The following is a 25,697-nucleotide window of genomic DNA, read 5'->3' on the forward strand; positions in this document are numbered from 1 at the left end:
CCTCTTCGCTGGTGCCGGGTCAGGCGCGTTTCTTGACGAGATAGTGGTCGATGGAGACGGCCGTCAGCAGGATCGAACCACGGATGATATCCTGCCAATAGACCGAGACATCCAGAAGCGCGAGCGAGCTGGAGACCACCGACAGCAGCACTGCCCCGAGGATCGCCCCGAATATGGTGCCCGAGCCACCCTTGAGGCTCGCCCCGCCGATGACGGCGGCAGCGATGACGTTCAGCTCCATGCCGATGCCGAAGGTCGGCTGGGCCGAGCCGAAGCGGGCCATGTAGATGATGCCGGCAACACCGCAGAGCGCTGAGCAAAGGGTCGTCGTGAAGAACACCACACGCTTGGTGCGGATGCCGGAATAGGCTGCCGCCTTCTCGTTGCTGCCGGTGTAGAATACCTTGCGGAACATGGTCGTGCGGCGCAGCAGGAAGTCGAACCCGATCACCACCACAAGGAAGATCAGGATGACGACCGGGATAGGCCCAATGGAGCCCTGACCGATGAACTTGAATTCCGGCGGCAGGGTGAAGAGACCGAGCGGACGTCCGCCTGTCCCCAGAAGGCACGCCCCCCGGGCTATCACCATGATCGCCAGCGACACGATGAAATGATGCAGGCCGACGCGGGTGACAAAGAAGCCCATGAAAGCCCCGATCGCCGTGCAGGCGGCGATTGAAATCGCAGAGGCCACCCAGGGGTCGACACCATTGAGGAACAGCCATCCGGCAATCACCATGGCCAGTGCCGTCACCGAACCGACCGAAAGATCGATACCGCCCGAAATCAGCAGGATGGTCATGCCGACCACCACGATGCCTTCCACCGCAAACGCCATGACCATGGCGCGCATGTTCACCCAGGTCAGGAAGTAGGGCGAGGCGAAGGACATGACGATGAACAGCACGAGAATGATCGCGATCAGCCCCGTTTCGCGCATGCGCAGCAGCTTGCGGATAAAAGATACGTCCGCCGGTTTGCCGTTCGGCGCGTCTGTCACGGAGACGGCGTCTTCCATGATTTCCCCCACGATTAGTGTATGGTCGCCTTGGCGCCCACGGACGCCAGGTGCATTATGTTTTCTTCAGTCATCTGCGCGCCCGTGACCTCGCCGCTGATCCGTCCCTCCCGGACGACCAGCACACGGTCGCAAACGCCGATCAGTTCCGGCAGCTCCGAGGAAATCACCAGAATCCCGACCCCGCTGCTTGCAAGGTTGCGCAAGATGCGGTGAATCTCTGCCTTCGCGCCCACATCCACGCCGCGCGTTGGCTCGTCCAGGAAAATCAGCTTCGGATTGACCGACAGCATTTTCGCGATCGCGACCTTCTGCTGGTTGCCCCCCGAGAGCGAGGACACCGGGTCCGACAGCGAGCCGTACTTGAGGTTCAGCCGCTTGCCGAGCCTTTCGGCCTGGGCTTCTTCCCTGGTCCCGGCGATCAACCCGAAGGGGGTCGCCACCTGTTCCAGCTTGAGAGCGGACACATTGGCGGCAATCGACATGTCGAGAAAGATGCCGTCGCCCTTCCGGTCTTCCGACAGATAGACGATGCCTTCGGCAATACTGTCGCGATAGGTCTTCAGCGAGAGCTTACGCCCGTTGAGCGTCACCTCGCCCGTGACGTCGCCTTCAAGCCGGCAGATGCCCTTCACGATCTCGCTTCGCCCGGCACCGATCAGCCCGGCGATCCCGAGGATTTCCCCCTTGCGAAGCTCAAACGTGACATCCTTGAACCGCGTGCGTTCGCTCAGGTTGCGCACGTCCAGAATGATGCCGTCCGTCTTTTCGCTTTCCGACTGCTTGCGCGGATAAAGCTCGTCGATCACGCGGCCCACCATGGCATTGACCACGTCGTCGGGCTGGATCTCCGCAACATTGCGGGTGGTGATGTAGTTTCCGTCCCGGAAGACGGAGACGCGGTCGCAATTGTCGAAGATCTCGACCATGCGATGGGAGATGTAGATGATCGAGATACCCTTGCCGGCGAGACGGCGCATGATCTTGAAAAGGATCTGCGCTTCCTTCTCGGTCAGCGCCGCTGTCGGCTCGTCCAGGATCAGCACCCGGCAGTCAAGCGTCAGCGCCTTGGCGATCTCGACGAGCTGCTGGTGGGAAATCGACAGGTCCCGGACGAGTGTCGCCGGATCGATGTCGCCAAGCTGGCCCAGCACCTCGGCAGCCTTCTTTTCAAGCGCGCGGTAATTCATCAGGAAGGACCGGCTGAGATTGGTCGTCGCCATGAAGATGTTCTCGGCAACCGTGACATCGGGGCACAGCGCGATCTCCTGGTGAACAAAGCCGATGCCCAGCTTTTGCGCCACGGCGGGCGACGAAATGACAACTTGTTTGCCGTCTAAATAAATCTCACCACTGTCCGGCTGCAAGATCCCGTCGATGATATTCATCAGCGTGGACTTGCCGGCGCCGTTCTCCCCGGCAAGCGCGTGGATTTCGCCTTTGCGCAGTTCGAAGTCCACGCCCTTCAGTGCCTGAACGGGTCCGAAGGATTTCGTTAGATTGGAGATCTTCAGGATCACATCGTCAATCATGGCAAGGCCGATTTGCTCAAATTTCCGGAAAAGAACGGGCTGCCTGATCTGCTTCATCGACTGCAGGCAGCCCGCCGTTTCGACCGGGGCCCGACAGGGCCCCGGCTCGTTCGTCAGCTCGGATCGCGGCCTTCCATGTAGGCGTTGAGATCGAAGCTATCGGCGTTTTCCTTGGTGATCACGGCAAAGCCGTTGTCGACGTAGGGGATCTGCATCGGGTTGTAGCCAGACACCTTGTAGTCGTTGAACGGATCGAACACGTCGGAGTGCGCAGCCAGGAACACGGCCATGAAGCCCATGAACCCCTGCATGCCCTGGTTCGGGTTCAGCGCCATGTGGATGTTGCCTGCCTTGATGTGCTCCAGCGTGGTCGGCGTCACGTCCGCATGCATGATCAGAACCTTGGCTTCCGCCTCCAGCACGGCGGCAACGGCCCCTTCGGCAGAGCCCGCTTCCGGGATCCAGAGCGCGGCCAGGTTCGGGTTGGCCTGAAGGATCGAGGCCGTTGCCCGGTAGGCGGCGTTGCTGTCCTGGTTGGTTGCCTGGCGGCCGACCAGTTTCATGTTCGGGTAGTTCTTCTCCATGTAGTCGATCAGCGCGGTCACGCGCAGGTCGTGGTTCGACTGACCCGGGTTCTCAAGAACCGCGTATTCGGCACTGTCGCCAACCTGCTTGACGATTTCTTCGGCCGCGAACTTGGCCTCGGCAAGGTTATCGGAGGTGACATAGGCGCTGCGCTTGGATTTCGGAGAATCCGCCGCAAAGGTGACGATCTGCGTACCGCTGTCGACCGCCCGGTCAATCGGCTCGATGAACGGGTCGGACTGCATCGGATGCAGCAGAACACCGGCAGGCTGCTTGACCATGTCCTGCTCGAACGACGCAATCTGCTTGGTGATGTCGTAGTCCGGCGTGCCGGAGAAGATCGTCTCGCAGCCGAAGGCGGCCGCGGCCTGCTTGAAGCCCTGATAGACCGGCACCCAGTAAGGATGACCGGAGACCATGACGTTCATGATGTAGGTTTCACCCGGCTCGCATTGCAAGCCGTCCGCAGCCGCCGGAGCGGCGGTCAGGACAGTGGCTGACAACATGCCGGAAGCCAGAATTCCCTTGAAGATAGAAGTGCCCATAGTTTCCTCCCTGGACCCGCGGTCTCCCGGCCGCAAGCAGCCGAACCTCCGTTGGGTGATCGATTTCAGATTGTCAGGAAAACCGCCTGCGCTCCTCAACGCAGTCAGCCCTGACGCTGCTCCTCCCGCTCTTGCAACCCAGCCTGTCAGAGGCTTCTAGATTTGCAAGAAATTTCAATCACTGGTTTTTATCCCAGCGACACCATGGATAAGAGCCGCCCCCGGAAACCGTCAAACTTTTTTGGCATTTATTTCTTTTTCTGAAATTTATTTCAAATTTCACCACGCTTGAACAGGTGAAAGCCCGACCCTCCCCGGTCGGTCAACCATCTGATATTGTTTATCTTTTTGCCAATACACTGAAATTCGCATCCAATCCGACTTCAAGTACCCGATTAAACCGAGGCATGACGCGTTTGATGTCAACGGCTCGATTTCGAAGGTGAGATGAGACACTCAAAAACACCACCCCAACTTCGTGAGAAGCGTGAATCTGAATTCACAAAGTCGCCACGGCTGGCTATATTCTCTCTGCGGTCGAAGGCCGCTTGTTTACTGATTTGATATTCATTATGAATTTCCCTCACATTTCCGGAGAGTTTGTTGTGCCGGTAAAAGAATTGCGAATACTGATATGTTCTGCAGGACGCCGCGTTGGATTGCTTCAGTGCTTCCGATCTGCCGCCGAACGCATGGGCATCCAGGTGGAAATACTTGCCTGTGACCTCGCTCCGGATTTAAGCGCAGCCTGCGCAAGTGCAGACCGGTCCTTTGCCGTGCCCCGATGCACTGACCCAGGCTATGCCGACGCCATTCTCGACATCGTGCGTTACAATCAGGTCGACCTGGTGGTTCCGACGATTGACCCGGAGTTGATGCCTCTTGCGGAAGTCTCGGACGCCTTCACTCGTCTGGGAGCGCGGCTGCATGTTTCTTCGACGGACGTCATCGAGATCGTCAGGGACAAACGCCTGACGTCTGAAGTGCTCGAGGCGGCAGGCGTGCCCGTGCCCGGATCGCTCGGACACGAAGCGCTGCTGTCCGATCCGGACGCGCTCGGCTGGCCGATATTTGCCAAGCCAAGTGGCGGCAGCGCCAGCCGGGGATTGCAGGTCTTTCAGACGATCGGCGAGCTGCCGGACAGTTTCGAAGAACCCATGGTCTTCCAGCAGCTTCTGCGTGGCCAGGAATATACCATCAACATGTTCGTCGATTCAGACGGCCGCCTGAGAACCGTGGTTCCTCATCTGCGCATTCAGATCCGCGCGGGTGAGGTCGAGAAGGGAAGAACGGTTCGCCGCGACGATTTTCGGCAGATTGCCGAAGGCGTTCACCGGGCCTTGCCGGACTTGCGTGGTGTGGCCTGTTTTCAGGTGATCGACGACCCGGATCTTGGACCGCGTGTCATTGAAATCAATGCAAGATTCGGTGGCGGTTATCCTTTGGCCGACCATGCCGGCGCCCATTTTGCGCAATGGCTGCTTGAGGAAGTGCTGGGCCAAACGTGCAGCGCAAATGATGACTGGCGAGAAAATGTCAAAATGCTCCGTTTCGATAGCGCGATCTATGACGGCTAACCGTCCTGAACGTCGGCAAGCGGCAATTGCTTTTCGCCGACATCCACTCATCAGGCTCGCCGCTGTCGTTAGACCACCGGCCCGATATAGCTTGCTTGGTGGATGGCGATGATTGTTTTTGATCTGGACGACACGCTCTATCTGGAGCGGGATTTTGCCTTCAGCGGCTATCGCTATCTCGATGGCTGGATGAAGGAACGCGAAGGCCTCAAAGGCTTTGGCAATGCCTGCAGGAAGGTGTTCGAGGACGGCGAGCGCCGCCAGGTCTTCAACCGCGCGCTTGAAAGTCTCGGACACAGTGGTGACGGCAATCTGATCCCGGATCTTGTAGCGGCTTACCGCGGCCACCCGCCGCAAATTTCACTGGCTCCGGATGCGGCGCGCTATCTCGAGCGCCGACGCGGTCCGTTTGGCCTCATTACCGACGGACCGGCGGCAATGCAAAACGCCAAGATCATTGCTCTTGGTCTTGACCGGTGGATCCGGAATATCCGCAAGACCGGAGACTGGCCGCAAGGATATGGCAAGCCTCACCCCCGCGCATGCGAGGAAATGGAGGGACTTGCGGCAGACGGCGGGCCGATGGTCTACATCGCCGACAATCCCGCCAAGGATTTCGTGACACCGAAAGCGCGCGGCTGGATCACCGTTCAGATCCGGCGGACGGGTGCGGTCCATTCACCGCACCCGAAGGACGACGCACACGCGGCTCACGTCGAATTATCGTCGCTCGATGAGCTTGATGCCGCGCTGAAGGTCCAGATGCAGTCCGTCAAATAGCTATCGGAATGGCGCATGTCAGCCGTCAGGCAGGAACGCGCTGCGACAGGACCTCCCGGTACTCATCGAGAATATGCGTCACCTGATAGTTCTCCTCGACCCGCTGTCGAGCCCTTCGCCCCAGATCGGCGACCTCTTCGGCGGTCAGGCGGGCGACGTCGGCTATTGCCTCGGACAGTGCATCCGGGTCCCCTGGCGAAACGACCTTGCCGGTATCTGCCACAATGAGTGCCGCGTCGCCGACATCGGTGGTGACCACCGGGCGGGCGTGGCTCATGGCTTCTGCGACCACATTCGGAAACCCTTCTGTGCGGGACGACAGGACGAGAACATCTATCTGCGAATAGAAGTCCTCCATGTCACGCAGCTCACCGAGCAATTTCAGACGTGCCGGATCGAGACCTGCTTCCGCGACCATGGCCAGAACCTCGCCGTTGCGTTCATCGAGACCGTGACCTGCGGCAACAAAGCGAGCATCGGGAAATTGCGCGGCGATCTGGGCCGCAGCCCGGAAGAAGGTCAGATGGTCTTTCTGCGGATGAAACCGGGCGGCAATCCCGAAGACTCGGGCCTTGCGCGGTGTAAGGTCCAACCGCATCGGCACCACAACACCGTTCGGGATGACCTTGCCGTATCGCGCAGCATAACCATACTGCTCGTGCTGCTCTCTTGCCCGGGCCGAATTGTAGACAATCCCGGCAGCGCGGGACGACAGAATACGCGCACCCGCGACGGCAATGCGGGTACTTCGGGTCAGGCTGCGCGGATCGTCAAGCGCCTGGCGCACCGTCCAGAAGACCGGTGGCGCGCCCGCCAGCCGCGCTGACAAGGTACCCACAACCATCGCATGATACATCCAGCACAGCACCGCTCGCGGCCGCTTCTCCCGCATAAGCCCGGTCAGTTGCAGGATTGCGCCCGGCATCTGCACCGCTCCACGGGCGTTGAGCGAATGATATTCGACATCCGGACGCCCGGCCAAATTCAGATTGCGCTCGGAAACGTCGATCAGGGACACGACGACTGCCGGATCGCTTGTCGCTGCAAGAAGTCTTGCCAGCATCGTTTCCGCGCCGCCGCTGGCGGCGAAATTGGTGATGACATGCATCACCGGCGCGCCAGCGTCTGCTCCAGCGTCCTCCACAAAACCGTCGCTGGCAAATTCGTCCATGCGCTCAGGCCCCGCGCATGTCGCGCCAGACGTCGAGCGGCCTGCCGATCCGCTGCTCAAGCTCGCTGACTTCCGGAGCGTAGAAATCCTGCAGCCTTTTCTCCAGATCCGGGCTCAATGGCGGGTATTCCTGCGGCCGGGCAACGGCATCACGAAGAACCTTGATTGGCTTCGTATGCCGGACGCCGTCGAGGACCGGGCGAAACGGCTTCAGCACCCTGCGCAGGGACAGCGGAACGACGGCGGCGTTCTTGTCCTTGACCTTGCTGTCCACCGGAGCGGCCAACGGCGCATCGTGACCGATATGGGAGGCAAGGCGGGCGAGCTGAGCTTCCGGCTCACGCCGGATATCCTCGAACAGCAGCAGCAGGATCTGCTCCGGCGGGAACAGATCGTAGAACCGGCGAAGATGCATGGCATAACGGCCGTTGTTGATGAACCGCTTGTCCGCTGCCCTGGCCGGATCAAGATGATCCTCGATGTTTCGGGACACCTCCCCCCGCCGAAAGAGCATGCAATAATCGGAGTAGGCCCGCGCCGCAGGCTCACGCATCTGCACGATCAGCCGGACATCGGGAAGGTCTTTCCGGATGCGCTCCGCCGCCTGGGGAACTGTCAGATAAGTGTTCGACTTTTCTCCGACGAGAGCGTCAGGTTTGTCGAAGTTGAACTGAGACAGGTACCAGTCCGGTCCCCGGTGATACTCATCGGAAAAATAATGCAGCTCCGGACTGGGCATCGAAATCGTCGGACTGCGCTCAAGAGATCTTTGCAGCCAGGTTGTTGCGGACTTGGCAGCGCCGAAAATCAGAAATCGTATATTTGAATCAAGCATATGCGGTACCTGCTACCTGTGGGCCCACGACGAGCTTTTCGTAAAGGCGGGAAATTTCGGAAACGTGGCGTTCGGCCCCGTATTTGGCCGAAGCATCTGCCTGCGCGGCTTCGGCAATGCGGGTTTGCAGCGCAGGGTCGCTAATCAGGCTGCTGATCGGTTCGACAAAACTCTCCGGAATATCCGGTTCGACGAGAAATCCCGTCACACCGTCCGCGATCGCTTCGACGTTTCCGCCGTGGCGCGTCGCGACGACAGGTGTGCCCAGATACATGCTCTCGATCAGGGTCCGCCCGAACGGCTCGTTCACGGCTGGCACGAGCATGACGTCGACACCGCTCATCGCCTCGAAAACCGGTGAGCGGAAGCCCATGAAATGGAAGTTGTCTGCCAGTGCCAGGCTGTCGGCCAGTGCCTTGCAGGTTTCGTCCAGTCCCCGGGTTGCAGCGACGGCATCTCCGAACAGCAATCCGTGCACCTGACGGTCCGGCAGGGCGCGGCGAACCGCGTCAACCACCCGGACAAAGCCGTCTGGACGCTTGCGTTTGATAATCGAGCCGAAATACCCGAGCAGCACCGCATCCCTCGGCAGACCGAGTTCGTCACAAAGCGCGGCATGGGCGGCTGCGCGGTCGGGCCGGACGGCGGGGAAGTCGAACGGACTGCGGATCACGCTGGCCCGGTTGCTGATCGACCGGATCGGACGCGATGGCATGGCGTAGTGGGAAACGCTCACGATGTGGTCGGCCAGCAAGGGCGCGAGAGTGTTCGCTCCTCTGGCTGCCGGGTCCTGACGATGATGCCAGAGGTGACGGCAACCGGATAATTTGCTGGGTACGATCCAGTTGGCGTGCATGCGTCCTTCGTTCGTATGCACGATATCAGGGTCGATCTGCTTCAGCGTCCGGCGCAGAGCCGGCAATGTTCGCGTGAGATAGCCCAGCGGGCCCACACGGCCCGGCAGAGGCAGGCCGGGCGACGACATCAGCGGCGTGTCCTCCAGCACCTCGAAATCGAGCCCCAGATCCCGTGCCCTCTGGCCAATGGCACCAGGCTCGAAATGAACGAGGACACGAGGCTCGAACCGGTTCGGATCAAGCGAGGCGGCAAGACTGAGCGCCGAGATGTGACTCCCGCCAAGAACCGGTCCGCCGACGAACGGAAATAATACTCGAATGCGTCTCATGACTGCTCCGGACTTATCTGGACGCTGGCTCGGATACTGCCAGGGTGATTGTCAGACTGTCACCGGGACGCATGAAGGCGTTCAGATCGACATTCAGGCTCTGCATCTCGCCGTTCTCGAACCGCGATATCCTGTAGGAAGGTGTGACGATGGTCTCCGTTTCGGTGGCGTCGACAGAGTTTGTCGCGAGTGCCTCGGCGTAGACCTTGTGGGCCAGATCGAGACGGGCTTCGACGTCGAAACGCTTCGATTTCACCTCCATGAGTTCGGAGAGCTTTTCCCCGCGGGCCTTGTCGAACAGGGTGGCGGCGTCCCGTAATGCGAGATTGAGACGCTGCTGCGCGTCGAGACGGGCGACTTCAAGCTGCAGGCGTTTTGCCTCGAGGTCGTTGAGCGCCGTATTGGCAGCGGACACACGCGTCGTCACGGCCAGCCCCTTGTCCTTCAGATGCTCCATTGAGGCGAGATCCTGGCGGGCCAGCTCGATCTGCTTGTCGCGCAGGACGATTTCTTCGGACAGTTGTGAGATTTTCTCGGTGAGCAGGACGCGAAGATCCTTGAGGCTCTGGATCTCGGCCTTGATCACCTTGATGTTGACGGAAAGGATCTTGGCCTGCACCGGATCTGAGGATTCTGACTCGACCGAGTCAGGCAGCTCTTCCGCCGAATAAAGCTGGACTTCCTGCTCAAGCCTTTTCTGCTGCTCCGCCAGGCCGGCTGCCGTTCCGCGAAGCTGATTGATCTCCCCGGTTATCTTGGTAAGCGAGGTCTGCCGCGTCCCGTCTTCGTTCGGAAGGCGATAAAAACCGCCGGCGATCGCAAGAGCTTTTTCAACCGTCATGCCGGGTGTGAAATCAAATTGACCGGGGGCCGTCACGGCTCCCCCCACGAACACGGGCGCATACCGCGATATTTCGACCGACACCGCGGGCAATTCCGTCAAGCCGACGATACGCTGCATCCGGCTGGCGATTGTGTCCGCGACCTCATCCAGGGTCTTGCCGACGACTTCCACGGCGCCCGCAATCGGGACGTAGATATTGCCGTCCGGCGCCATCTTGTAGGAGCCGGCAACGCCATCCCAATTGGCAAAGGTCTTGTTTCTGGCATCCCAGGCGCCGGCGCGAAGCTCAAGCGTCTCACCTCCGGAGAGCCTGTACTGTTCGGCAGCAAGACCGGAGCCAAGAAAAGCCATCAATGAAATCAGGGCAATTAACAACCGAATACTCAACGCACAAACCCCCGGATTAATACCAACTTTTAAAAACAGAATTATTCTCAATATCGATCAGAATATCACAGAAACCGGCAAACACCTCAAAAGAAACACTGTCAAAAACAGCATCTCCCAATAATCCTGGATGCTGACCTCGCATCCGGCTGCTTCTGTATGTCCATTGACCGTTGGAGTGCACATTTTCCATGGATCACATGGACTCCCGCTTTGTCTGTCGGCGCCCCCCGAAGCCCGAAAGGCAGATCGCAGCCGGAAGCAGAAGCGGCACGCACAGGAACCTTCCGTAGATGTGGGTCACGCCATTCAGGGCGAATGCGAACATGAGCAGTATCGTGAACATCAGCACTCCGGCCCAGCGCGTCTCGGGATTGCTGAACGCCCGCCAACCGACGAACACCAGCGTGAGCAGGACGCCGACGAGACCGAGCAGCGCAACGACACCGCCTTCCGAAAACAACAGCAGGTAGGTGTTGTGAACCGGCGCACCCAGCTGGCTGATCAGCCGGTGCTGATCCACTCCGACGCCGACCCAGATGGACCGGTCGATCATGACAATTGCTTCGCGAATGAGAAGCATGCGGCCATCGAATGTGCCTGCCTCACTGGAATCGCCGGTCGTCAACGCGCCGTAGACCCGCTCCAGAAACACTTCCGGCAGAAAATATTCCCCGAAGAAAAACAGCGCCACGAGCCCGACCACCGCCACCGCGACGAAAACCAGGATGTGTTTGGCCGAACCATAGAAGAACGAAATTCCGAAGATCCCCAAAACCGAGACGATGAACCCGGAATTCGATGCGGACAGCAGCAGGCCGTAGGCGACCGGGGCCGCCGAGGCTACGAACAAGATGCCCGAGATCTGGGCGATGAAGTAGAGCCAGGTCAGGTAGACCAATCCCACCCCAGCCAACAGCCCGACCCCGTTTTCCCGCTCGATCAATCCGGTCAGGCGTCCGTTTCTCGAAAAGAACCGGGCATCGTCCGGGCTGAACACGGAATAGAGCACCCCGTGCAACATCACGAAGACGAAAGAGAAGGCCATCACCTTGCACAGGAACATCGTTTCCCGCGCCGGTCGCCCCAGAAGCAGCATAGGCATGAGAACGAGCGAAAATCCGTATTGGCCAACACCGACAGCCCCGGTCAGCGGGTCGCCGGACATCAGCGATCCGACAATCAAACCGCCGCAAAGAAGCAGCACGGAGAACAGCCAGAAAGACGTCATGTCCGCGAAAGGACGAAGCGGAATACGTCTGTTGGCAATCATCACGACGAAGGCCGCACTGGCGACGAGATCCGACAGCGTGAAGAACACGATGTCGGTTCGCAGATAGGTCATCGGCGAAAGGAACACCGCGACGATGACAAGCAGGCGCTCCAGTTCCTGACTGGCCGTCCCTGGCAATGCTGGGCTTCGGTGCGGAGAGACCGGGATCGCGCTCAGGGTCAAGACGTCCTCCTCACATCGCGCTGCCGGCGCGACCAGTAGAGAACGAAGAGAGCCCCTGCCACGAGCGTGCCGTTGAACAGCACATGTGCCGCGGCAGCGCCAACCGGCCCCAGGACCCGAACAAGCGGCACGAAACAGGCGAGGAAAACCACGCTTCCGAGCAGGGTCACCCACAGAAGCTCACGGTCGCGCCCCATGCTCAGCATTGCCGGATTCAGCACCATCGTTGCCAGCAGCAATATGACGGCCAGCAATTGAACGTTGACCATGCTCGCCGCCCCATCGAAGCCTGCACCGAAAACGAACGACAACAGGGATGGCATCAGGAACGCGGCGGGGATCAGTACGGTCAGGCAAAGGCCTGCGATTGCCAGCAGCACGCCATTGACCAGCTTGTGAAAACCGCGCTCCTCGCCGGAGCTCCATTTGCGCGCCAGTTCCGGAAAGATTGCCTGGTTCAGCGGACGTCCCAGCTTGAGCGCGCTGTCGGCGACCCGACGGGCAATATGAAAATACCCGACGAATTTTTCATCCACGAGCACCGACAGCAGGATCACGTCTAGGCGCTGGACCGTCTGACGGATGATGACATTGAAGTTCGAGTTCCAGAGGAAGCGCAGAATTCCCGGGTTCTCGCTGCGTATGCCCTTGATCGGAAGCTGCATGAACGTGCCGTAGCCGCGCTCGCGGACATAGCGCAGCGAAAAGACAAACGGCAGCAAACTGTTCGCCAGGCCCTCGATCACCGCAACAAGAACAAATCCCCAAAGGCCGTAACCCATCGCCCATATTCCCGCGGACAGCACCAGCCGCATAAGGGCAATACCGACGTCGACCTTGGCGAGAACGTCGAACCGGTCGAAAATCCTCAGCACTGCGACCGCAGTCGGCTTGAGGTTGAAGAGAAGCGCCAGGGAAAACAGCGCCAGATAAGCTGAACTGTCCTGTGGCCAGCCCATCATTCCTGCCGTCACCTGGGCGGCGAGGGCCGCAACCCCGGCAGCGAGCGTGCTGCCTGCAAGGTTCACGTAAACCGACGCTTTCAGCAGTCGCATGAACCGGTCGTTGTCATTGTCGGACAAGGCCTCAACGCCGTATTTGATAACGGCCTGCCAGGGCTCCAGCCGCAGAAGCCGGTCGACGATACGCACATAGGCCTGGAAGATTGCAAACAGGCCGAGACCTGCCGGACCGAGCGACTGGGCCATGATGGCCAGGGTCCCGATGCTGATCAGCCCGCTGACCGCCTGGGACGAGAAGACCCATGAAAAATTGCGGATGAGCCGCCCGGCGATCAGGCTGTCTTCGGCAGAGAGGTTGAGCAGGCGGGCCATCAGTCATCCAGCTCCCTGTCACCGGCAAGCTCTGCCAGCCAAAGCTCAATGTGCGTCTGGTCCGTTCCCGTGGCGATCTGCCAGGGGTCGTTCGGCTGGCTGGCATCAAGCCCCGCTGTCGCTTCTTCCCAGGCGTCCGGAAACCCGTCGCCGTCACTGTCCGCGACCCGTTCCTCCGGCTGGAGATCCGGCCAGCCACCGACTTCGGAGGGAGAATTGATCACCCTGCCCGTGCAATTGCGAACCGTGTCGACAAGCTGCCGGTCCAGCGGGTCCCGGTGGCGGTCCGAAGGCAAGCGGTCGCCAACCCCTTCAAGGACGAGATCGAACACTTCGCTCGCCCTGATGCGCGGGACGGACAGCGTGCCGGTCACCCCTTCGACGATCTCCGCCCCCGGATCGGCATCGACCTGCCGGAAGGGACGGTTTCGATCGCAGCGACCGCGGTCGATCGCAAGAACGTCATCGACCTGAACCTCGAGACTGTACTGGTCGCTTGCCATGATTGCCTCGACAGCGGCGGGCCGTCTGCGAACGGTGTTCGGACCGGTCAGCGCCACATTGCCGGCATAGATGATAACCGCGTTGCCGTAGTAGTTTCGGAACTCTCCGAATTGACTGATCGGATTGTAGAAAATGCTGTTCACGACTTCGACCGGGCCGCTGTCGTTGCCGTAAATGTCGGGATTACGGTCTCGATTGTGGGCAAAGAGGTTTCGCCAGAGGCTCACGCGTCCGCACTCGAAGGTCGAGCCGTTCCCGGAGCAGATCAAGGCTCCCTTGGAGTGGCGCCCCTTCGGATGATTGGCGTGATCCAGACCCCAGGCGGAAATGCTGTTGGCGACCGTTATGTCACTGGACCGCTCGCCGGAAACGTGAATGCTGAAGTTCTCGTCGGTCGCAAACATCAAGGACAAATGATCGAGATAAACGCGCGAGGCGTTTTCAAGCGTCACCGCATCGACCGACGAGGAAGGCTGCTGGCTTGGCCCAGGGCGCACCTTGAGATACCTGACGACGACATCGCTGGCATTCTTGATGATCACGGCCGTGGCGCGGGATTTTCCAAGCCTGATCTGGATACCCAGCCCGGGCGCCGTCTGACCTGCGACATAGAGGTTTGACCGGAAATAGAGCGGGCTGTCGAGCGTGATCGTTCCACTCACCTGGAAGACGCAGATCCGGGGCATCTCCCCCTTTTCGACGCAGGCGCGCAGAGAACCCGCGCCGGCATCGGCCAGCGTGGTCACCGGAATGACCTCGCCACCAGTCCAGCCGGTCGCAAACGCTCCGAAGCCGACAGCCCCCGGAAACGCCCGAGGCGCGGCCTCGGCCGAAAGCGTCAGCGAAAGCAAGAGGCCAAGCGCGAAAACGATTGCAGTCTGTGTCCTGTTCTCAGCCATCATTCACCACAATCCCGACGTTTGAGGCATTGTTCAGCTCGAGTTGCTGGGCGGCTTTCGAAAGATCTTCGAAGCGGGTCTTCTTCATGCGGGCGACCAGCAGCACCGACTGTGCGACACTGCCGAGGCGGCATGCCACATCGTCACACAGCACAGGCGGGCAATCGACCACGATCAATGAATACTTGCGGCGCAGGACGCTGAGCGCCGTCGTGACGCCAGCCATATTGCCGAAACGCATCGGCATGGCACCCGGTGCGGGCGCGATTATCGACAGGCTCGGATGGCCGGGCAGATGCCACGCGGCCGCATCGATCCTCAGAGGATTGGCAAGCAGATCGTGGAAATTGCTCGCGGTGCGTTTGCGCGACAGGGTCGAGATCAGGTCCGTTTGCGAAGGGTCGAGATCGACAAGCAGGACATTCTCGCCGCCCGCGGCCGCATGCGCCGCAAGGGCAAAACTGATTGTGCTCCGCCCCTCCCGGCTCCCCGGTGAAGTGACCAGAACCATGGCGCCGATCTCGTTCCCGGTGCCAATCCCAGCGCCGATCCCGGTCCCAATCCCGGTCTTCGCCCGAAGGGTCGTATAAAGCGGCGAGATCTTGTGCAGCGCCCGCACCAGGCTTCCTCTTCGGGTGGCCCAGGCCATGCGTTTGACGAACTTACGTGAAAGCGGAGGCAAGTGCCCCAGAACCGGCGCGCGAAACGCGGTTATCTGCTGTGGCCACCGCAAACGTCCGCGAAGGTTTTCCCTCAGAAGCGCAAGAATGAAACCGAATGTGAGCCCGCTGATCAGCGCCCCGGCCATTTCGGTTCTGGGAGACGGAGAAACAGGTCTTGTCGACGGGCTCGCAACGGTCACCTGACGCGCAACCGGGCTCAGAAGCGCGTCCTGCATTGCAAGCGCCTCGATCTGATCGAACAGAAGATCATCCTGTCTTCGCATCGACTCCAGCTTCCGCTCGTAGCCGGCTTTCTCGATTTCGGCTGCCGCGCGCGCTTCGAGTTTCGCAAGTGTCGCGTCCCGTTCTGCCTGGAGTTCCGCAGCATCTGTCGAAAGCTCTCCCCCTTCGCTGGCCAGCGCCAGTTGCGCTTCCAGGCGGCGAAGGGTGTCAGTCAGGGTTTGCGTCACGGTCAGATCGTCGAGATTGTTGGTCTTTGTGAATGCCAGCAGATCGGCCTCCGCACCTGCCATCGTCTGCTTCAACGCGGACTGGCGCGACAGGATCGACATCCTGGTCCGCTCGATATCGGCACGCTGTATCTCCAGCGTGTAGTCGGCGTAATTGCTGGCAACCCCGTTCGCAATTTCGGCAGCCATTTGAGGACTGGCGTCGGTCGCAAGGATATCGATGGCGAAGGTCGTGGGATGCCAGATGGTCTGGTAGCTCTCCAGAACACGGTCAATCGCGTCCTCCTTGCCGGACGAGACGCCTTGACCGGATTCGGCAGCCGCGTCGGAAGCCTCCTCGGGCAATACTTGTTCCGCCACCCTCGCGGCAAACTCCCGAGAGTTCATGACCTCGACTTCGGTGGCCAGTTGAAGCATCGACAAGGTTCTGGCCCGCAACCGGGCTCCGAAGGGGTCGAGACGCAAGATCACATCGTCGAGCACCAGCGTGGCCTGCGCGCTGTAAGTCGGCACGATGGTAGCGAGCCGGTACCACATCAGGGCGCCACTGGCCAGGATGCACAGGACGATCAGAAACAGGTTCCTGAGGATCAGCGTATGGATCTGAAGGTTCTCAGGTCTGAAATCGGCAGCACTCTCGCCAGGGCGATCCCGTTTTGACACCGGATCAGCCACCTTGCCGGCAGTTTGAGAACTGGTGTTGATCAAAGACAGGGATCGTCTCCTTCACTGTGTTGCGCGTTCGCGCCGGACCTTGCGATCGTTTAAAATTGCCGAACGCCCGAACATCCTTTGAACGGCCCCGTGCGGCTCTCAATGCGATTTTCAAAAAGCTGCGACTGAAACTCCGGCACGCAGCAAAATTCCAAAAAAACGTCAGATATACCGACTTGTCAGACCCAATGCCTTTCGGTGGATCGCGATGACTGAAAAGGGAGCGCCATCGCGACAGAGGCTGTCTCACTGAGGCGATTTGTAGATGTAGCTGTTGTTATAGGCGTAATATCCTCCTACGCGGTGAGCTCCGTAGTCGCGCAGCGAGTAACGCCGCATGTCGACGTCGTTCAACACCACGCCAGCGAGCGGTACCTGATTGTACCGCAAGGCTTCGGCTGCGGTTCCAAGCGCATCTTCCGACGTGCGCCCCCAGCGCGCGATCAGGATCACGAAATCCGCAAGAGCCGCCAGACGGTTCGCTTCGTCGGCTGCCAATACGGGGGCCGTATCAATCAGGATGACGTCATAGGTCGCGCGCAATTTCTTCAAGATGGCCTTGCCGCGAGGCGTGTCGAACAGGCGTCTTGGAACGATGACATCCTGCGAGAACGACAGGAGATTGACCTGCCCGAACCGGGCACATGGCACGATCTGCTCGTCGATTGTCTTCTGGTCCTGCCAGATATCCTGGGGCGTATCTTTCGGAATCGCGCAGCCTGCCATGCGTGTCAGGCCGTGCCGGTGGATGTCGAGATCGATCATCAGCACCCGGTGTCCTTCCCGGGCAGCGGACACCGCGAGTGAGAACGTCAGGGTCGTCTTGCCTTCGTTGGCAAGTGCCGACGTCACGGCCATGACCATGCTGTCCTTTTTGCGCATCTGATTGGAGAGCAGCGTGAGCAGGCTCCGAAGCGCGAGCTGGTACGGCGAATTCTCCTGCCTGGACGTTTTGCTCAGGAAGAGGTCCTGCTTGTCCCTCTTCCGCCAAAAACGAATTCGCGGAACATAGCCGATGGTGCGCAGGCCCAGGTACTGCATCGTCTGAGTACCGGTCCACACCCGGCGGTCGAACAATTCCCGCAAGAGCACGAACGCCAGACCGACAATGAGCCCGCCCGCAAGACCAAGGGCAAGGATCGCGATGCGGTTTGGTGTCGCCGGTTTCAGCGGCGCGGAAGCCACCGTCACCTGCCGGGCATCGGGCTGAAGAAAGTCTACCTGCGTTTCCAGCGCGTTACGCCGTTCAACAAGTGCCTGGTACCTGGCAAGATCCGCATCCAGCGACCTCTGCAGCTTGGACTGTGTCAGTTCCGCGCGCGTGCGCTCTTCCAGTTTCTTTTCCACCTCCGCTAGGCGCAGTTCGGCCTCGTTGACCCGGATGGAAGACGCGTTCTGGTCGCCTGCCAGACTCATGATCGAAGTCAACCTGCCGAGCTCTGCCCGCAACTCGTCGCCGAGGCTGGTGTCGTCCAGTTCGTTATCGCGAATGAGAGCAGCCAGACGCGCTTCCATCTCGCTCAGGCGTCCGCCAAGCAACGCGATCCGGTCCCGCAACTCGGAGATGGAAGACTGTACGACTTCCTTTTTCTCCCGAAGGGAGCTTTCGATGTAGGTCTTTGAAAGCGTATTCGCCAGTTGCGCCGCCATGCCGGCATCCGGGTGACGCACACGAATGTCGAGCGCCAGGCTCTCTCCCCGCCGCTCAACCGTGTAGCTGTCGAGCATTCGCACCAGAACCGCTTCGAATTGCTGGTCCTGGTTGGGCACCGGCGTTTCGGTTGCCGACAGATACGGATTGAAATAACTGTCCGAGATCAGGTTCAGTTCGCTGGCAACCTTGCGGGCGAATTCGACGGATCGAAGCAGGTCGATCTCGGTCTCCACGTGGATAAGCGACGTGTCGGAGTTCTCGATTGTCGTCTCGGTCGGATTAATCCGCGTTTCCACGTTCGCCAGAATGATGGTCGACCGCGCGGCGAATTTGGGCTGAATGACCTGAAGCGCCTGATACGCGGCACCAAGGCCAAGCAGCATGGCCAATGTCAGCCAGAGCCAGTTTCTTCGCAACACCTTGAACATGGCGAAAAAGCCGAACTGAATCGGCCGTTCCGACAAGGCATATTGCTCCTGCTGCGAGTCAACAACAATGCTCATAGAAATCCCCCAAATGCAGCCGAATTCTGCTGGATTGTCCTGTTATCGAAGTCGTTCTTTTTGGGCGCTCCGGCACCGGTTCGCGGCATGTCCGCCGCGACGGACATGCCAGCGCCCGCAGAGGTGAAAGCTTCACGCATTTGCATGTGAATAGCCCTCCCCTGCCGGCTTGCCGTGTCTGAATGCCCCCTTCCTGGTGGCATCGGAAATCGTCCGGTCCCAGAGGGCAAGAATGGTCGCCGGTGACAGTTTTTGCTGCAGGCGGGTTTTGGCAGCCGCCATTGCAGCCCTCTGGGCCGGGCTGGAAATCAGGTGATCGATCGCCCTGGCAAGTGCCTCGACATCGCCATCGCGAACCAGCAGTCCGTTCTCCCCATCGAGGATCAACTCCCGCGGGCCGTAGGGGCAGTCGAACGCAACGACGGGAAGCCCGCTGACGGCAGCTTCGGCCAGAACATTCGGAAACCCTTCGAAACGGGAAGAAAGAACAAGAATGTCTGCGTTCCGGATCCATTCCCCCGGCCTGGTGCTCTTGCCCGGCAGGGAGACGACATCGCGAAGACCAAGGCGGTCACGCTGCGCTTCCAGGCAAGCGCGGGCGGCACCTTCTCCATAGATCGTCAGTCTTGCGTCCGGTTGTTTTTCGCGCACCAGCGACATTGCGCCGATGAGCAGGTCAAAGCCCTTCTGGTGGTCGAGGCGCCCGACGGCAACCAGCCTGCTTCCATCAGGTGAAGGCGCTACCCCTGCGATAGGCGCACATGGGTTCGGGATCACCTGGGTGCAGGACCGCACCCGCGCCGGCAAGTCCTGCCGTGCACGTTCAGTTTGCATCACCATGGCGGCGGCCCTCGGCATCAAGGCATTCTGCGCACGGCGCCAGACCGGATGCGCCTTCTGTGCCAGCGGGTTGTTGCGCTCGGAGGCAATCACGGGCACCGAAGAACCGGCAGCCAGAAGAGTCAGGACGTTGATCTTGGTCAGGAACGACAGGCAGGCATCGGGCGACAGAGACCGCACCAGCTTGCGGATATTTGCAAGCCTGCGCAGCGACAGAGGCAGCAACCCCTTGCCCTCTGGCTGGTCGAGAACGTGAAGAACGACGCTGTCCGGATAAGCGAAATACGATCCCGCTTCGGGGCAGGTCATTGCGGCAACATGCACCTCATCGCCAAGCTCAGCACGATGTGCCGCCAGCATGGCAACGATCTTTTCCGTGCCGCCTGCGCCAAATCCAGCCTGAACGAACAGCAGTTTCATGGTCTATTCTGCCGCCTCCACCAGGGTACGGCGACGGTCCGGGACGGTATCGTTGTCCTGTCTGCTGCCGTTCAATTCGATTTCAACGAGTGGCCGGTTCAGGTTTTTCGACTGCAGGAATATCCGGCCGATATATTCGCCCAGAATGCCGAGGAACATCGCGTTCAAAGTCATCGACAGCAGGATCAGCGTCGTGGTCGTCGCAAACCCGGCCGGCCAGTCCTGACCAAAGACAAGCTTGCCGATGATGTAACCCGAAAGCAGCAGGAAGGCGCACAGTCCGCCCACGAGGCTGATCAACGAAGCCAGCCGCAACGGCAGAAGCGAATGGTTGATCAGGCCATCCACCGCCAGAGCGATCATGGCCCGGAGCGGAAACTTGGATTCACCGGAGACGCGGGCGTTACGGTCATACTCAAAACCGATCTGGTTGAAGCCCATGCCGCTGATCAGCCCGCGGACATAGGGCGAGCGGTCTTCCACGCGGCGCAGCTCATCGAGAATGCGCCGGTCGGTCAGTCGGAACTCACCCGCGTTCCGGGGAAGGTCGTCCTGACTGATCGCGTCGATCAGCGTATAGAAAGCTCTGCGCAGCCACGCGACAACAGGACCATCCGGCAGGCTCCTCCGGATTCCGTAGACGACATGATAGCCCTTGCGCCAGGTATCCAGCATCTGCGGGATCAGTTCGGGCGGGTCCTGGAGGTCGCAATCAAGCTGTATGGCGCAGGCGCCTTCAGCGGCCCTGTAGGCGGTCAGCACCGACGACTGATATCCGACATTGCGCGAAAACCGTATCACGCGAACCCGCGGATCCTTGGCGGCGATTTCCGTGAGAATGCCGAAAGTCCGGTCACTGGAATGGTTGTCCGTGAAAATGAGCTCAGGCTCATAGTCGGGAAGCTGGTCGAACACGTCCATGACACGCTTGTAGGTGTTGCGAACGTTGTCCTCTTCATTCAGCGTCGGGATCAGGACAGAAACGAGAATCATGCCTGCATCTCCGCTGCGAACTCTGGAATGATGTTCTCTCGTGCCCATTTCACGGTCCTTTCGAGGCCATCTTGAAGCTGGATTTCGGGCGACCAGCCAAGGCGGTCGCGGATGCGTTCGGCAGAGACGATCAATTCGACCGGATCGCCGGTTTGATCGCCGAAATTCACGAGACCAGCGCCGGCACCGGTCAGCTTGATCAGGGTCTGCATGACCTCGGCGACCGTCGGGGTATGTCCCGTCCCCACATTGACCACCGGCCCCGCATCTTCGGGGGTGTCGCCCAGCATCATAAGCGCCCTGGTCACGTCATCGACATGGATCAGATCACGGCGATCCAGGGGGCTGCGGACACTCACTTTCTGTCCGGTCAGCAATTGAGAAATGGCGCGCGGGATCAGGAAACTCTCCGACTGCCCCGGTCCATACGTCAAAGCCAGCCGCGCGGTGACGGCTAAGAATGGCAAACGCGGTTGCGCCATTTCCAGATAGTGCGTCCCGGCCAGAAGAGAGGCGGCGTATGACCCAGCAGGTCTTTCGCGCGCTGTTTCCGTATAGGGCGTCGCACAGTCCCCGTATTCGGCAATCGTTCCCGTCCTGACGAAACTCCGGGGCGGGCAATCGCAAGTGGCCAGAGCCGACAGGAGTGCGACCAGCGGCGTGACATTCTCCTCGACGCTGCCTGCAAGATCCTGCAAGTCCGGCCGGTTTTCGAAACGGGTGCGCGCGCCCGCATGGAAAACGATCTCCGGCCTGGTTTTTGTCAGGCAGTTGCCGAGAGCCCGGGCATCGGTGAGATCAAGCCTGTAGAGGCCGATGCGCGATCCGATACCGGCGAGCCGGGCCACGGACGAGCGAGGCCGCACGACGACGCTAACCTCGTCGCCTCGCTGCAAACAGGCTCGGGCCAGGTTCGATCCGATGAAGCCGGATGCTCCGGTTATGAGAACGCGCGCCATAAGCCTGCCTCAGGGTACAATCTTCGGCGCCGGAAGCGGCACGATGAACTTGCCGCCCTTTGCCTCGAAATCGGCCATCTGCTGGCGGATCTCGTCCAGGAAATTCCAGGCAAGAACCAGCAGGTAATCAGGCTGCTTCTCGGCCACGGCTTCCGGTCCCAGAACCGGAATGTGCTTACCCGGAGAGTAGAGCCCCTGTTTCAGCGGATTCCTGTCGACCAGAAAATCGAGTGTCTCCGTGCCGATGCCGAAAAAGTTGAGCAGCGTATTGCCTTTAGCGGGGGCGCCGTAGCCGGCAATCGTCTTGCCCTCTGCCTTCAGCTCCGCCAGCAAATCGGTGAGATCCTTGCGAATCTGATGAACGCGGTCGGCGAACTCCTCGTAGGTCGCAGCCTGCGTCATGCCGGCCTGGCGTTCTTCTTCAAGCATCTCATCGACGATTGCAGCGCGCTTCACCTTCAAGGCAGCTGGCTGCATGAAGACGCGCATCGAGCCGCCGTGGACCGGAAGCTTGGTGACATCCACCACATCCAGACCGACGCTTTCGCCCAGGCGCACGATGGAAAGCAGGCTCAGTTCCGACAGATGCTCGTGATAGACATTGTCGAATTCATTGGTCTCAAGGATCTCCTTGCCCCACGGCACTTCGATGATGAAGACGCCATGATCGTCCAGAAGCGTCAGCACACCTTCGGTGAAGCCGTGCAAGTCGTCGATATGGTTGAAGGTGTTGGAGGTCGTGATGACCGCCGCCGGTCCTTCGGACTCTCGCAAGGCCGCGGCCGTCTCTGGGTTGAAGAACGCCGTGTGCACCCTGACGCCGCGCTCTTGCGCGATGGTCGCAAGGTTTGCCGCAGGGTCCACACCAAGCGTCTTGCCGCCGAGCTTGTTCGCGTGGGACAGCATGAGCCCGTCGTTGCAGCCGATGTCGACGATCAACCCGCCGTCCGCCTTGTCCACGGCAACCTTCGCCAGCTCCGCGAAATGGGAATGCATCGTCGCGGCACCCGATGGCACGTAGAGGTAGTTGGTGAAAAAGTCCGCCGGCACCTGATCGGCAACCTGGATCAGACCGCAATCAAGGCAGGCTTGCGTGTTCAGCGGAAAGGCGACCTGCGGCTTACCGCGATCAGCCTCGCTGGCAAACATGTTGGCCGGCGGATGGGTACCCATCGGCAGGAACAGCAAAAGATCCTCGGAACCGCAGGTTCTGCAGGTACGGCGGATGGACTTGTCTAACTCGAACTTATTCATTGTTTTCAATCGCTCTTAAAATGACTTGGACTGTCTAGGTTCTTGTTCACTGCCAATTCCGCACGGGAAATTCCGCGCCGATTCAAGCTGTCGATGCCGCCCCTTCGGAAATGTGTTCCCGCAAGACCTGGCGGGTCTCACCTGATGGAAACGGCAGGTTCGACATCATCCGACCCTCTCGTTGCCTGCTGCCATGGCACTGAAACCGGCAGAAAACCGGCTCAGGAAATCGGCGACACGCGCGTGCATGTATTCAACCTGATCGTCGTCGAGGCCGTGGTGGCAGGCCAGAAGGATGCCGCCACGCATCACCGCGTCGGCGATCGGATAGCCTGACGGATCGACCCGGCAGTCGACGTCTTTCATTGCCGGCTGGCGCAGGATATTGCCGGTGAAGACCGGGCGGGTCTGGATGTCGGCCTTTTCGAGATAGATCTGCAGCTCACGCCTGGTAAACGGCGCATCGGCGCGGATTGTCAGCGGAAATGCCAGCCATCCCGTCCTGGCGCCTTCAAGCTGGCGCGGCAGAACGAACCAGTCCTCATAGTCGGCGAAGAACCGCTTGTGCGCTTCGAAATGCCGTTCGCGCACCGCGATATTGTGCTGCAACTTGCCGAGCTGTACGAGCCCGAACGCCGCGCTGATTTCCGAAGGCTCCAGATTGTAGCCGAGCGCTTCAAAAACGAACTTCGCGTCATATTCGATGTCATCGAGCCGGACATTGAACCGGTTTTCGATTGCCTCCGATTCAACGAAGAGCGACGAACTGCGGCCCCAGGAACGCAGCAACAGCGCCTTGCGCGCCAGCTCCGGCGTGTTGACACACAGCATGCCGCCGTTGCCTGCCCCGTTGATGACGTGCGAACCGTAGAAACTCGTCGTCGAGACATCCGAGTAGATCCCGGTGCTTTCGCCGGAAATCGTCGCGCCCAGCGTATCGGCGCTGTCCTCGATGACCTTGAGGCCATGCGCATCTGCGATCTCGCGAATGCGCTTCCAGTTCGGCAGGTTGCCGATCAGCGAGGGGATCATCACCGCAGAGGTTGCGGGCGTGATCATGCGTTCAATGGCCGTCTCGTCGATGTTGTAGGTTCCCTCGGCAGCGTCGACGAACGCGGGCACGAGGCCCTGGCGGACGAGCGGGGCAACCGTGGTGGCAAATGTCAGCGCGGGCGTGATGACCTCGCTGCCTTGCGGAAGGTCCAGGATCTCGACGGCCAGATAGTTGGCCGAAGACCCCGAGTTGACCATGATCCCGAAGTTCTTGCTGAAAAGCTCGGCGACCTTCTGCTGCATGTCACGAACACGCGGCCCCATCTGGGTCGAGGTCTTGAGCACTTCGACCACGGCGTCGATTTCTTCCTGTCCGTGTACCGTCTGACCGTAATTAACTCGCATGTGCCAATTCTCCGGTAATCTCGCGATGTCTATTCAGCGACCATCGCATAGCGCGCGAGGCTGCTGCCAGCCATCAGGGCGCTGTAACCTGCAATCTGCTGTTCGCTGCACTCATTCATGTCTTCGCCAAGGGCGTGGGCCTTGTACCAGTCGACGGTCATCCCGATTGCCTCGGCCAGCCTGAGCTGCGGCCGCCATCCGAGGCGGGTGCGAGCCTTGGTGCTGTCGAGGCGCAAGATACCGGCTTCGTGCAAAGCCGCGGTCCGTCCCGGCTGCTGCTCGGGAAAACGGACCTCCGGAGCACCCTGGCCCCAGGCTGTCCGCATCATCTGCATCAGCTCGCGCACATTGACCGTGCTTTCAATGTCAGGACCGAAGTTCCAGGCACCCGCAAACTCGGCGCCGTCCTCGACAAGCCGGGCGGCAAGCTGGAGATAGCCCGAGAGCGGCTCCAGAACGTGCTGCCAGGGGCGCACCGCCTCGGGGCTGCGGATCTCGAGCGGCACACCGCTCGAGGCGGCCCGCACGATGTCCGGCACCAGGCGTTCCTGCCCCCAGTCGCCGCCGCCGATGACGTTGCCAGCCCTGGCCGTGGCCAGTTGCGGTCCCTCGCTATCTGCGAAGAAGGCGTGGCGGTAGGCCTGCGCGACAAGTTCGGTACATCCCTTCGACGCGCTGTAGGGATCATGCCCCCCCAGCGGATCGATCTCGCGATAGCCCCAGGTCCATTCGCGGTTGTCGTAACACTTGTCGGACGTGATCACGACGACCGCGCGCAGCGACGGCATCTGGCGAACCGCATCCAGGACGTTGGCCGTTCCCGACACGTTGGTCGCGAAGGTTTCCGCCGGGAACCGGTAGGAATGGCGCACCAGGGGCTGGGCGGCCAGATGGAAAACGATCTCCGCATCGACGCCCTGCAGGGCCTTCTGCACCGCTGCCGGATCCCGGATGTCCGCAATCCGGCTGTCCATCCTTCCGTCGAGACCGCAGGATCTGAAGACCCCCGGCCCCTCGTTGGGAGGCAGGGACAGGCCGACGACATCGGCTCCAAGATGCAGCAGCCAGGCCGACAGCCAGCCGCCCTTGAACCCGGTGTGTCCCGTGATCAAGACCCGGCGGCCAGCGAAGGCACGGCCGATATGAGGATCGATAAACCCGGACATGGTCGACA

General features: G+C 60.3%; 20 protein-coding genes. 2 read left to right on the plus strand and 18 right to left on the minus strand.

The features are described 5' to 3' along the window. Positions 1–19: 19 nt before the first annotated feature. The 3 genes from SIAM614_RS04125 to SIAM614_RS04135 all read right to left on the minus strand — a co-directional run bounded on the left by SIAM614_RS04125 (position 20) and on the right by SIAM614_RS04135 (position 3,683). Positions 20–943 (minus strand): ABC transporter permease, encoded by a 924-nt coding sequence (locus tag SIAM614_RS04125; protein ID WP_229597941.1) that lies wholly within the window; start codon positions 941–943, stop codon positions 20–22. A 92-nt stretch (positions 944–1,035) separates the two neighbouring features. Further along, positions 1,036–2,550, minus strand: coding sequence for a sugar ABC transporter ATP-binding protein (locus SIAM614_RS04130; RefSeq protein ID WP_040439254.1), 1,515 nt, complete (start codon positions 2,548–2,550; stop codon positions 1,036–1,038). A 116-nt stretch (positions 2,551–2,666) separates the two neighbouring features. Next, the gene (locus tag SIAM614_RS04135) at positions 2,667–3,683 is read right to left on the minus strand and encodes a substrate-binding domain-containing protein (protein ID WP_006932339.1); all 1,017 of its coding nucleotides are present in this window, start codon (positions 3,681–3,683) and stop codon (positions 2,667–2,669) included. Positions 3,684–4,255: 572 nt separating this feature from the next. On the opposite strand from SIAM614_RS04135, the gene SIAM614_RS04140 reads away from it, so the two are divergent. Beyond that, on the plus strand, positions 4,256–5,260 hold the full coding sequence (locus SIAM614_RS04140; RefSeq protein WP_050789313.1) for an ATP-grasp domain-containing protein: 1,005 nt from the start codon (positions 4,256–4,258) through the stop codon (positions 5,258–5,260). 108 nt (positions 5,261–5,368) lie between these two features. Further along, complete coding sequence (locus tag SIAM614_RS04145) at positions 5,369–6,040, plus strand: HAD family hydrolase (RefSeq protein WP_157139665.1); 672 nt, start codon at positions 5,369–5,371, stop codon at positions 6,038–6,040. A gap of 25 nt (positions 6,041–6,065) precedes the next feature. Here SIAM614_RS04145 and SIAM614_RS04150 read toward each other — a convergent pair whose 3' ends face one another. From SIAM614_RS04150 to rfbG, 15 genes are all read right to left on the minus strand, one after another. Beyond that, positions 6,066–7,211: a glycosyltransferase gene (locus tag SIAM614_RS04150; protein ID WP_006932342.1), complete on the minus strand. Its 1,146-nt coding sequence runs from the start codon at positions 7,209–7,211 to the stop codon at positions 6,066–6,068. Between the two features lie 4 nt (positions 7,212–7,215). Continuing rightward, positions 7,216–8,046: a sulfotransferase family protein gene (locus SIAM614_RS04155; RefSeq protein WP_006932343.1), complete on the minus strand. Its 831-nt coding sequence runs from the start codon at positions 8,044–8,046 to the stop codon at positions 7,216–7,218. Further along, positions 8,039–9,232, minus strand: a complete 1,194-nt coding sequence (locus SIAM614_RS04160) for a glycosyltransferase family 4 protein (protein ID WP_006932344.1) — start codon at positions 9,230–9,232, stop codon at positions 8,039–8,041. Before SIAM614_RS04160 ends, SIAM614_RS04155 begins: the two co-directional genes overlap by 8 nt. A gap of 13 nt (positions 9,233–9,245) precedes the next feature. After that, positions 9,246–10,427 carry a polysaccharide biosynthesis/export family protein gene (locus tag SIAM614_RS30430; protein WP_006932345.1) on the minus strand — a complete coding sequence of 394 codons (1,182 nt, stop codon included), beginning with the start codon at positions 10,425–10,427 and terminating at the stop codon, positions 9,246–9,248. Positions 10,428–10,659: 232 nt separating this feature from the next. Beyond that, positions 10,660–11,919 carry an O-antigen ligase family protein gene (locus SIAM614_RS04170; protein WP_040439107.1) on the minus strand — a complete coding sequence of 420 codons (1,260 nt, stop codon included), beginning with the start codon at positions 11,917–11,919 and terminating at the stop codon, positions 10,660–10,662. After that, positions 11,916–13,253 carry a lipopolysaccharide biosynthesis protein gene (locus SIAM614_RS04175; protein WP_006932347.1) on the minus strand — a complete coding sequence of 446 codons (1,338 nt, stop codon included), beginning with the start codon at positions 13,251–13,253 and terminating at the stop codon, positions 11,916–11,918. The genes SIAM614_RS04170 and SIAM614_RS04175 overlap by 4 nt, the downstream gene beginning before the upstream one ends. Next, on the minus strand, positions 13,253–14,656 hold the full coding sequence (locus SIAM614_RS04180; protein WP_157139666.1) for a hypothetical protein: 1,404 nt from the start codon (positions 14,654–14,656) through the stop codon (positions 13,253–13,255). The genes SIAM614_RS04175 and SIAM614_RS04180 overlap by 1 nt, the downstream gene beginning before the upstream one ends. Next, a complete protein-coding gene (locus SIAM614_RS04185; RefSeq protein ID WP_040439110.1) occupies positions 14,649–16,496 on the minus strand; it encodes a GumC domain-containing protein in 1,848 nt (615 codons plus the stop codon). The genes SIAM614_RS04180 and SIAM614_RS04185 overlap by 8 nt, the downstream gene beginning before the upstream one ends. A 252-nt stretch (positions 16,497–16,748) precedes the next feature. Beyond that, positions 16,749–18,659: a GumC family protein gene (locus tag SIAM614_RS04190; protein WP_006932350.1), complete on the minus strand. Its 1,911-nt coding sequence runs from the start codon at positions 18,657–18,659 to the stop codon at positions 16,749–16,751. A gap of 132 nt (positions 18,660–18,791) precedes the next feature. Beyond that, the gene (locus SIAM614_RS04195) at positions 18,792–19,919 is read right to left on the minus strand and encodes a glycosyltransferase family 4 protein (RefSeq protein WP_006932352.1); all 1,128 of its coding nucleotides are present in this window, start codon (positions 19,917–19,919) and stop codon (positions 18,792–18,794) included. 3 nt (positions 19,920–19,922) lie between these two features. Beyond that, entirely contained in the window at positions 19,923–20,912 is a 990-nt protein-coding gene (locus tag SIAM614_RS04200; protein WP_006932353.1) for a glycosyltransferase family 2 protein, read from the minus strand. Further along, positions 20,909–21,871 carry an NAD-dependent epimerase/dehydratase family protein gene (locus tag SIAM614_RS04205; protein ID WP_006932354.1) on the minus strand — a complete coding sequence of 321 codons (963 nt, stop codon included), beginning with the start codon at positions 21,869–21,871 and terminating at the stop codon, positions 20,909–20,911. Before SIAM614_RS04205 ends, SIAM614_RS04200 begins: the two co-directional genes overlap by 4 nt. Before the next feature lie 9 nt (positions 21,872–21,880). Next, entirely contained in the window at positions 21,881–23,125 is a 1,245-nt protein-coding gene (locus SIAM614_RS04210) for a class I SAM-dependent methyltransferase (RefSeq protein WP_006932355.1), read from the minus strand. Between the two features lie 165 nt (positions 23,126–23,290). Further along, positions 23,291–24,523, minus strand: coding sequence for a DegT/DnrJ/EryC1/StrS family aminotransferase (locus tag SIAM614_RS04215; protein ID WP_006932356.1), 1,233 nt, complete (start codon positions 24,521–24,523; stop codon positions 23,291–23,293). Positions 24,524–24,552: 29 nt separating this feature from the next. Then, positions 24,553–25,689: a CDP-glucose 4,6-dehydratase gene (rfbG, locus tag SIAM614_RS04220; RefSeq protein WP_157139667.1), complete on the minus strand. Its 1,137-nt coding sequence runs from the start codon at positions 25,687–25,689 to the stop codon at positions 24,553–24,555. Positions 25,690–25,697 lie beyond the last annotated feature (8 nt).

Source organism: Roseibium aggregatum IAM 12614 (assembly GCF_000168975.1).
Classification (GTDB): Bacteria; Pseudomonadota; Alphaproteobacteria; order Rhizobiales; family Stappiaceae; genus Roseibium; species Roseibium aggregatum.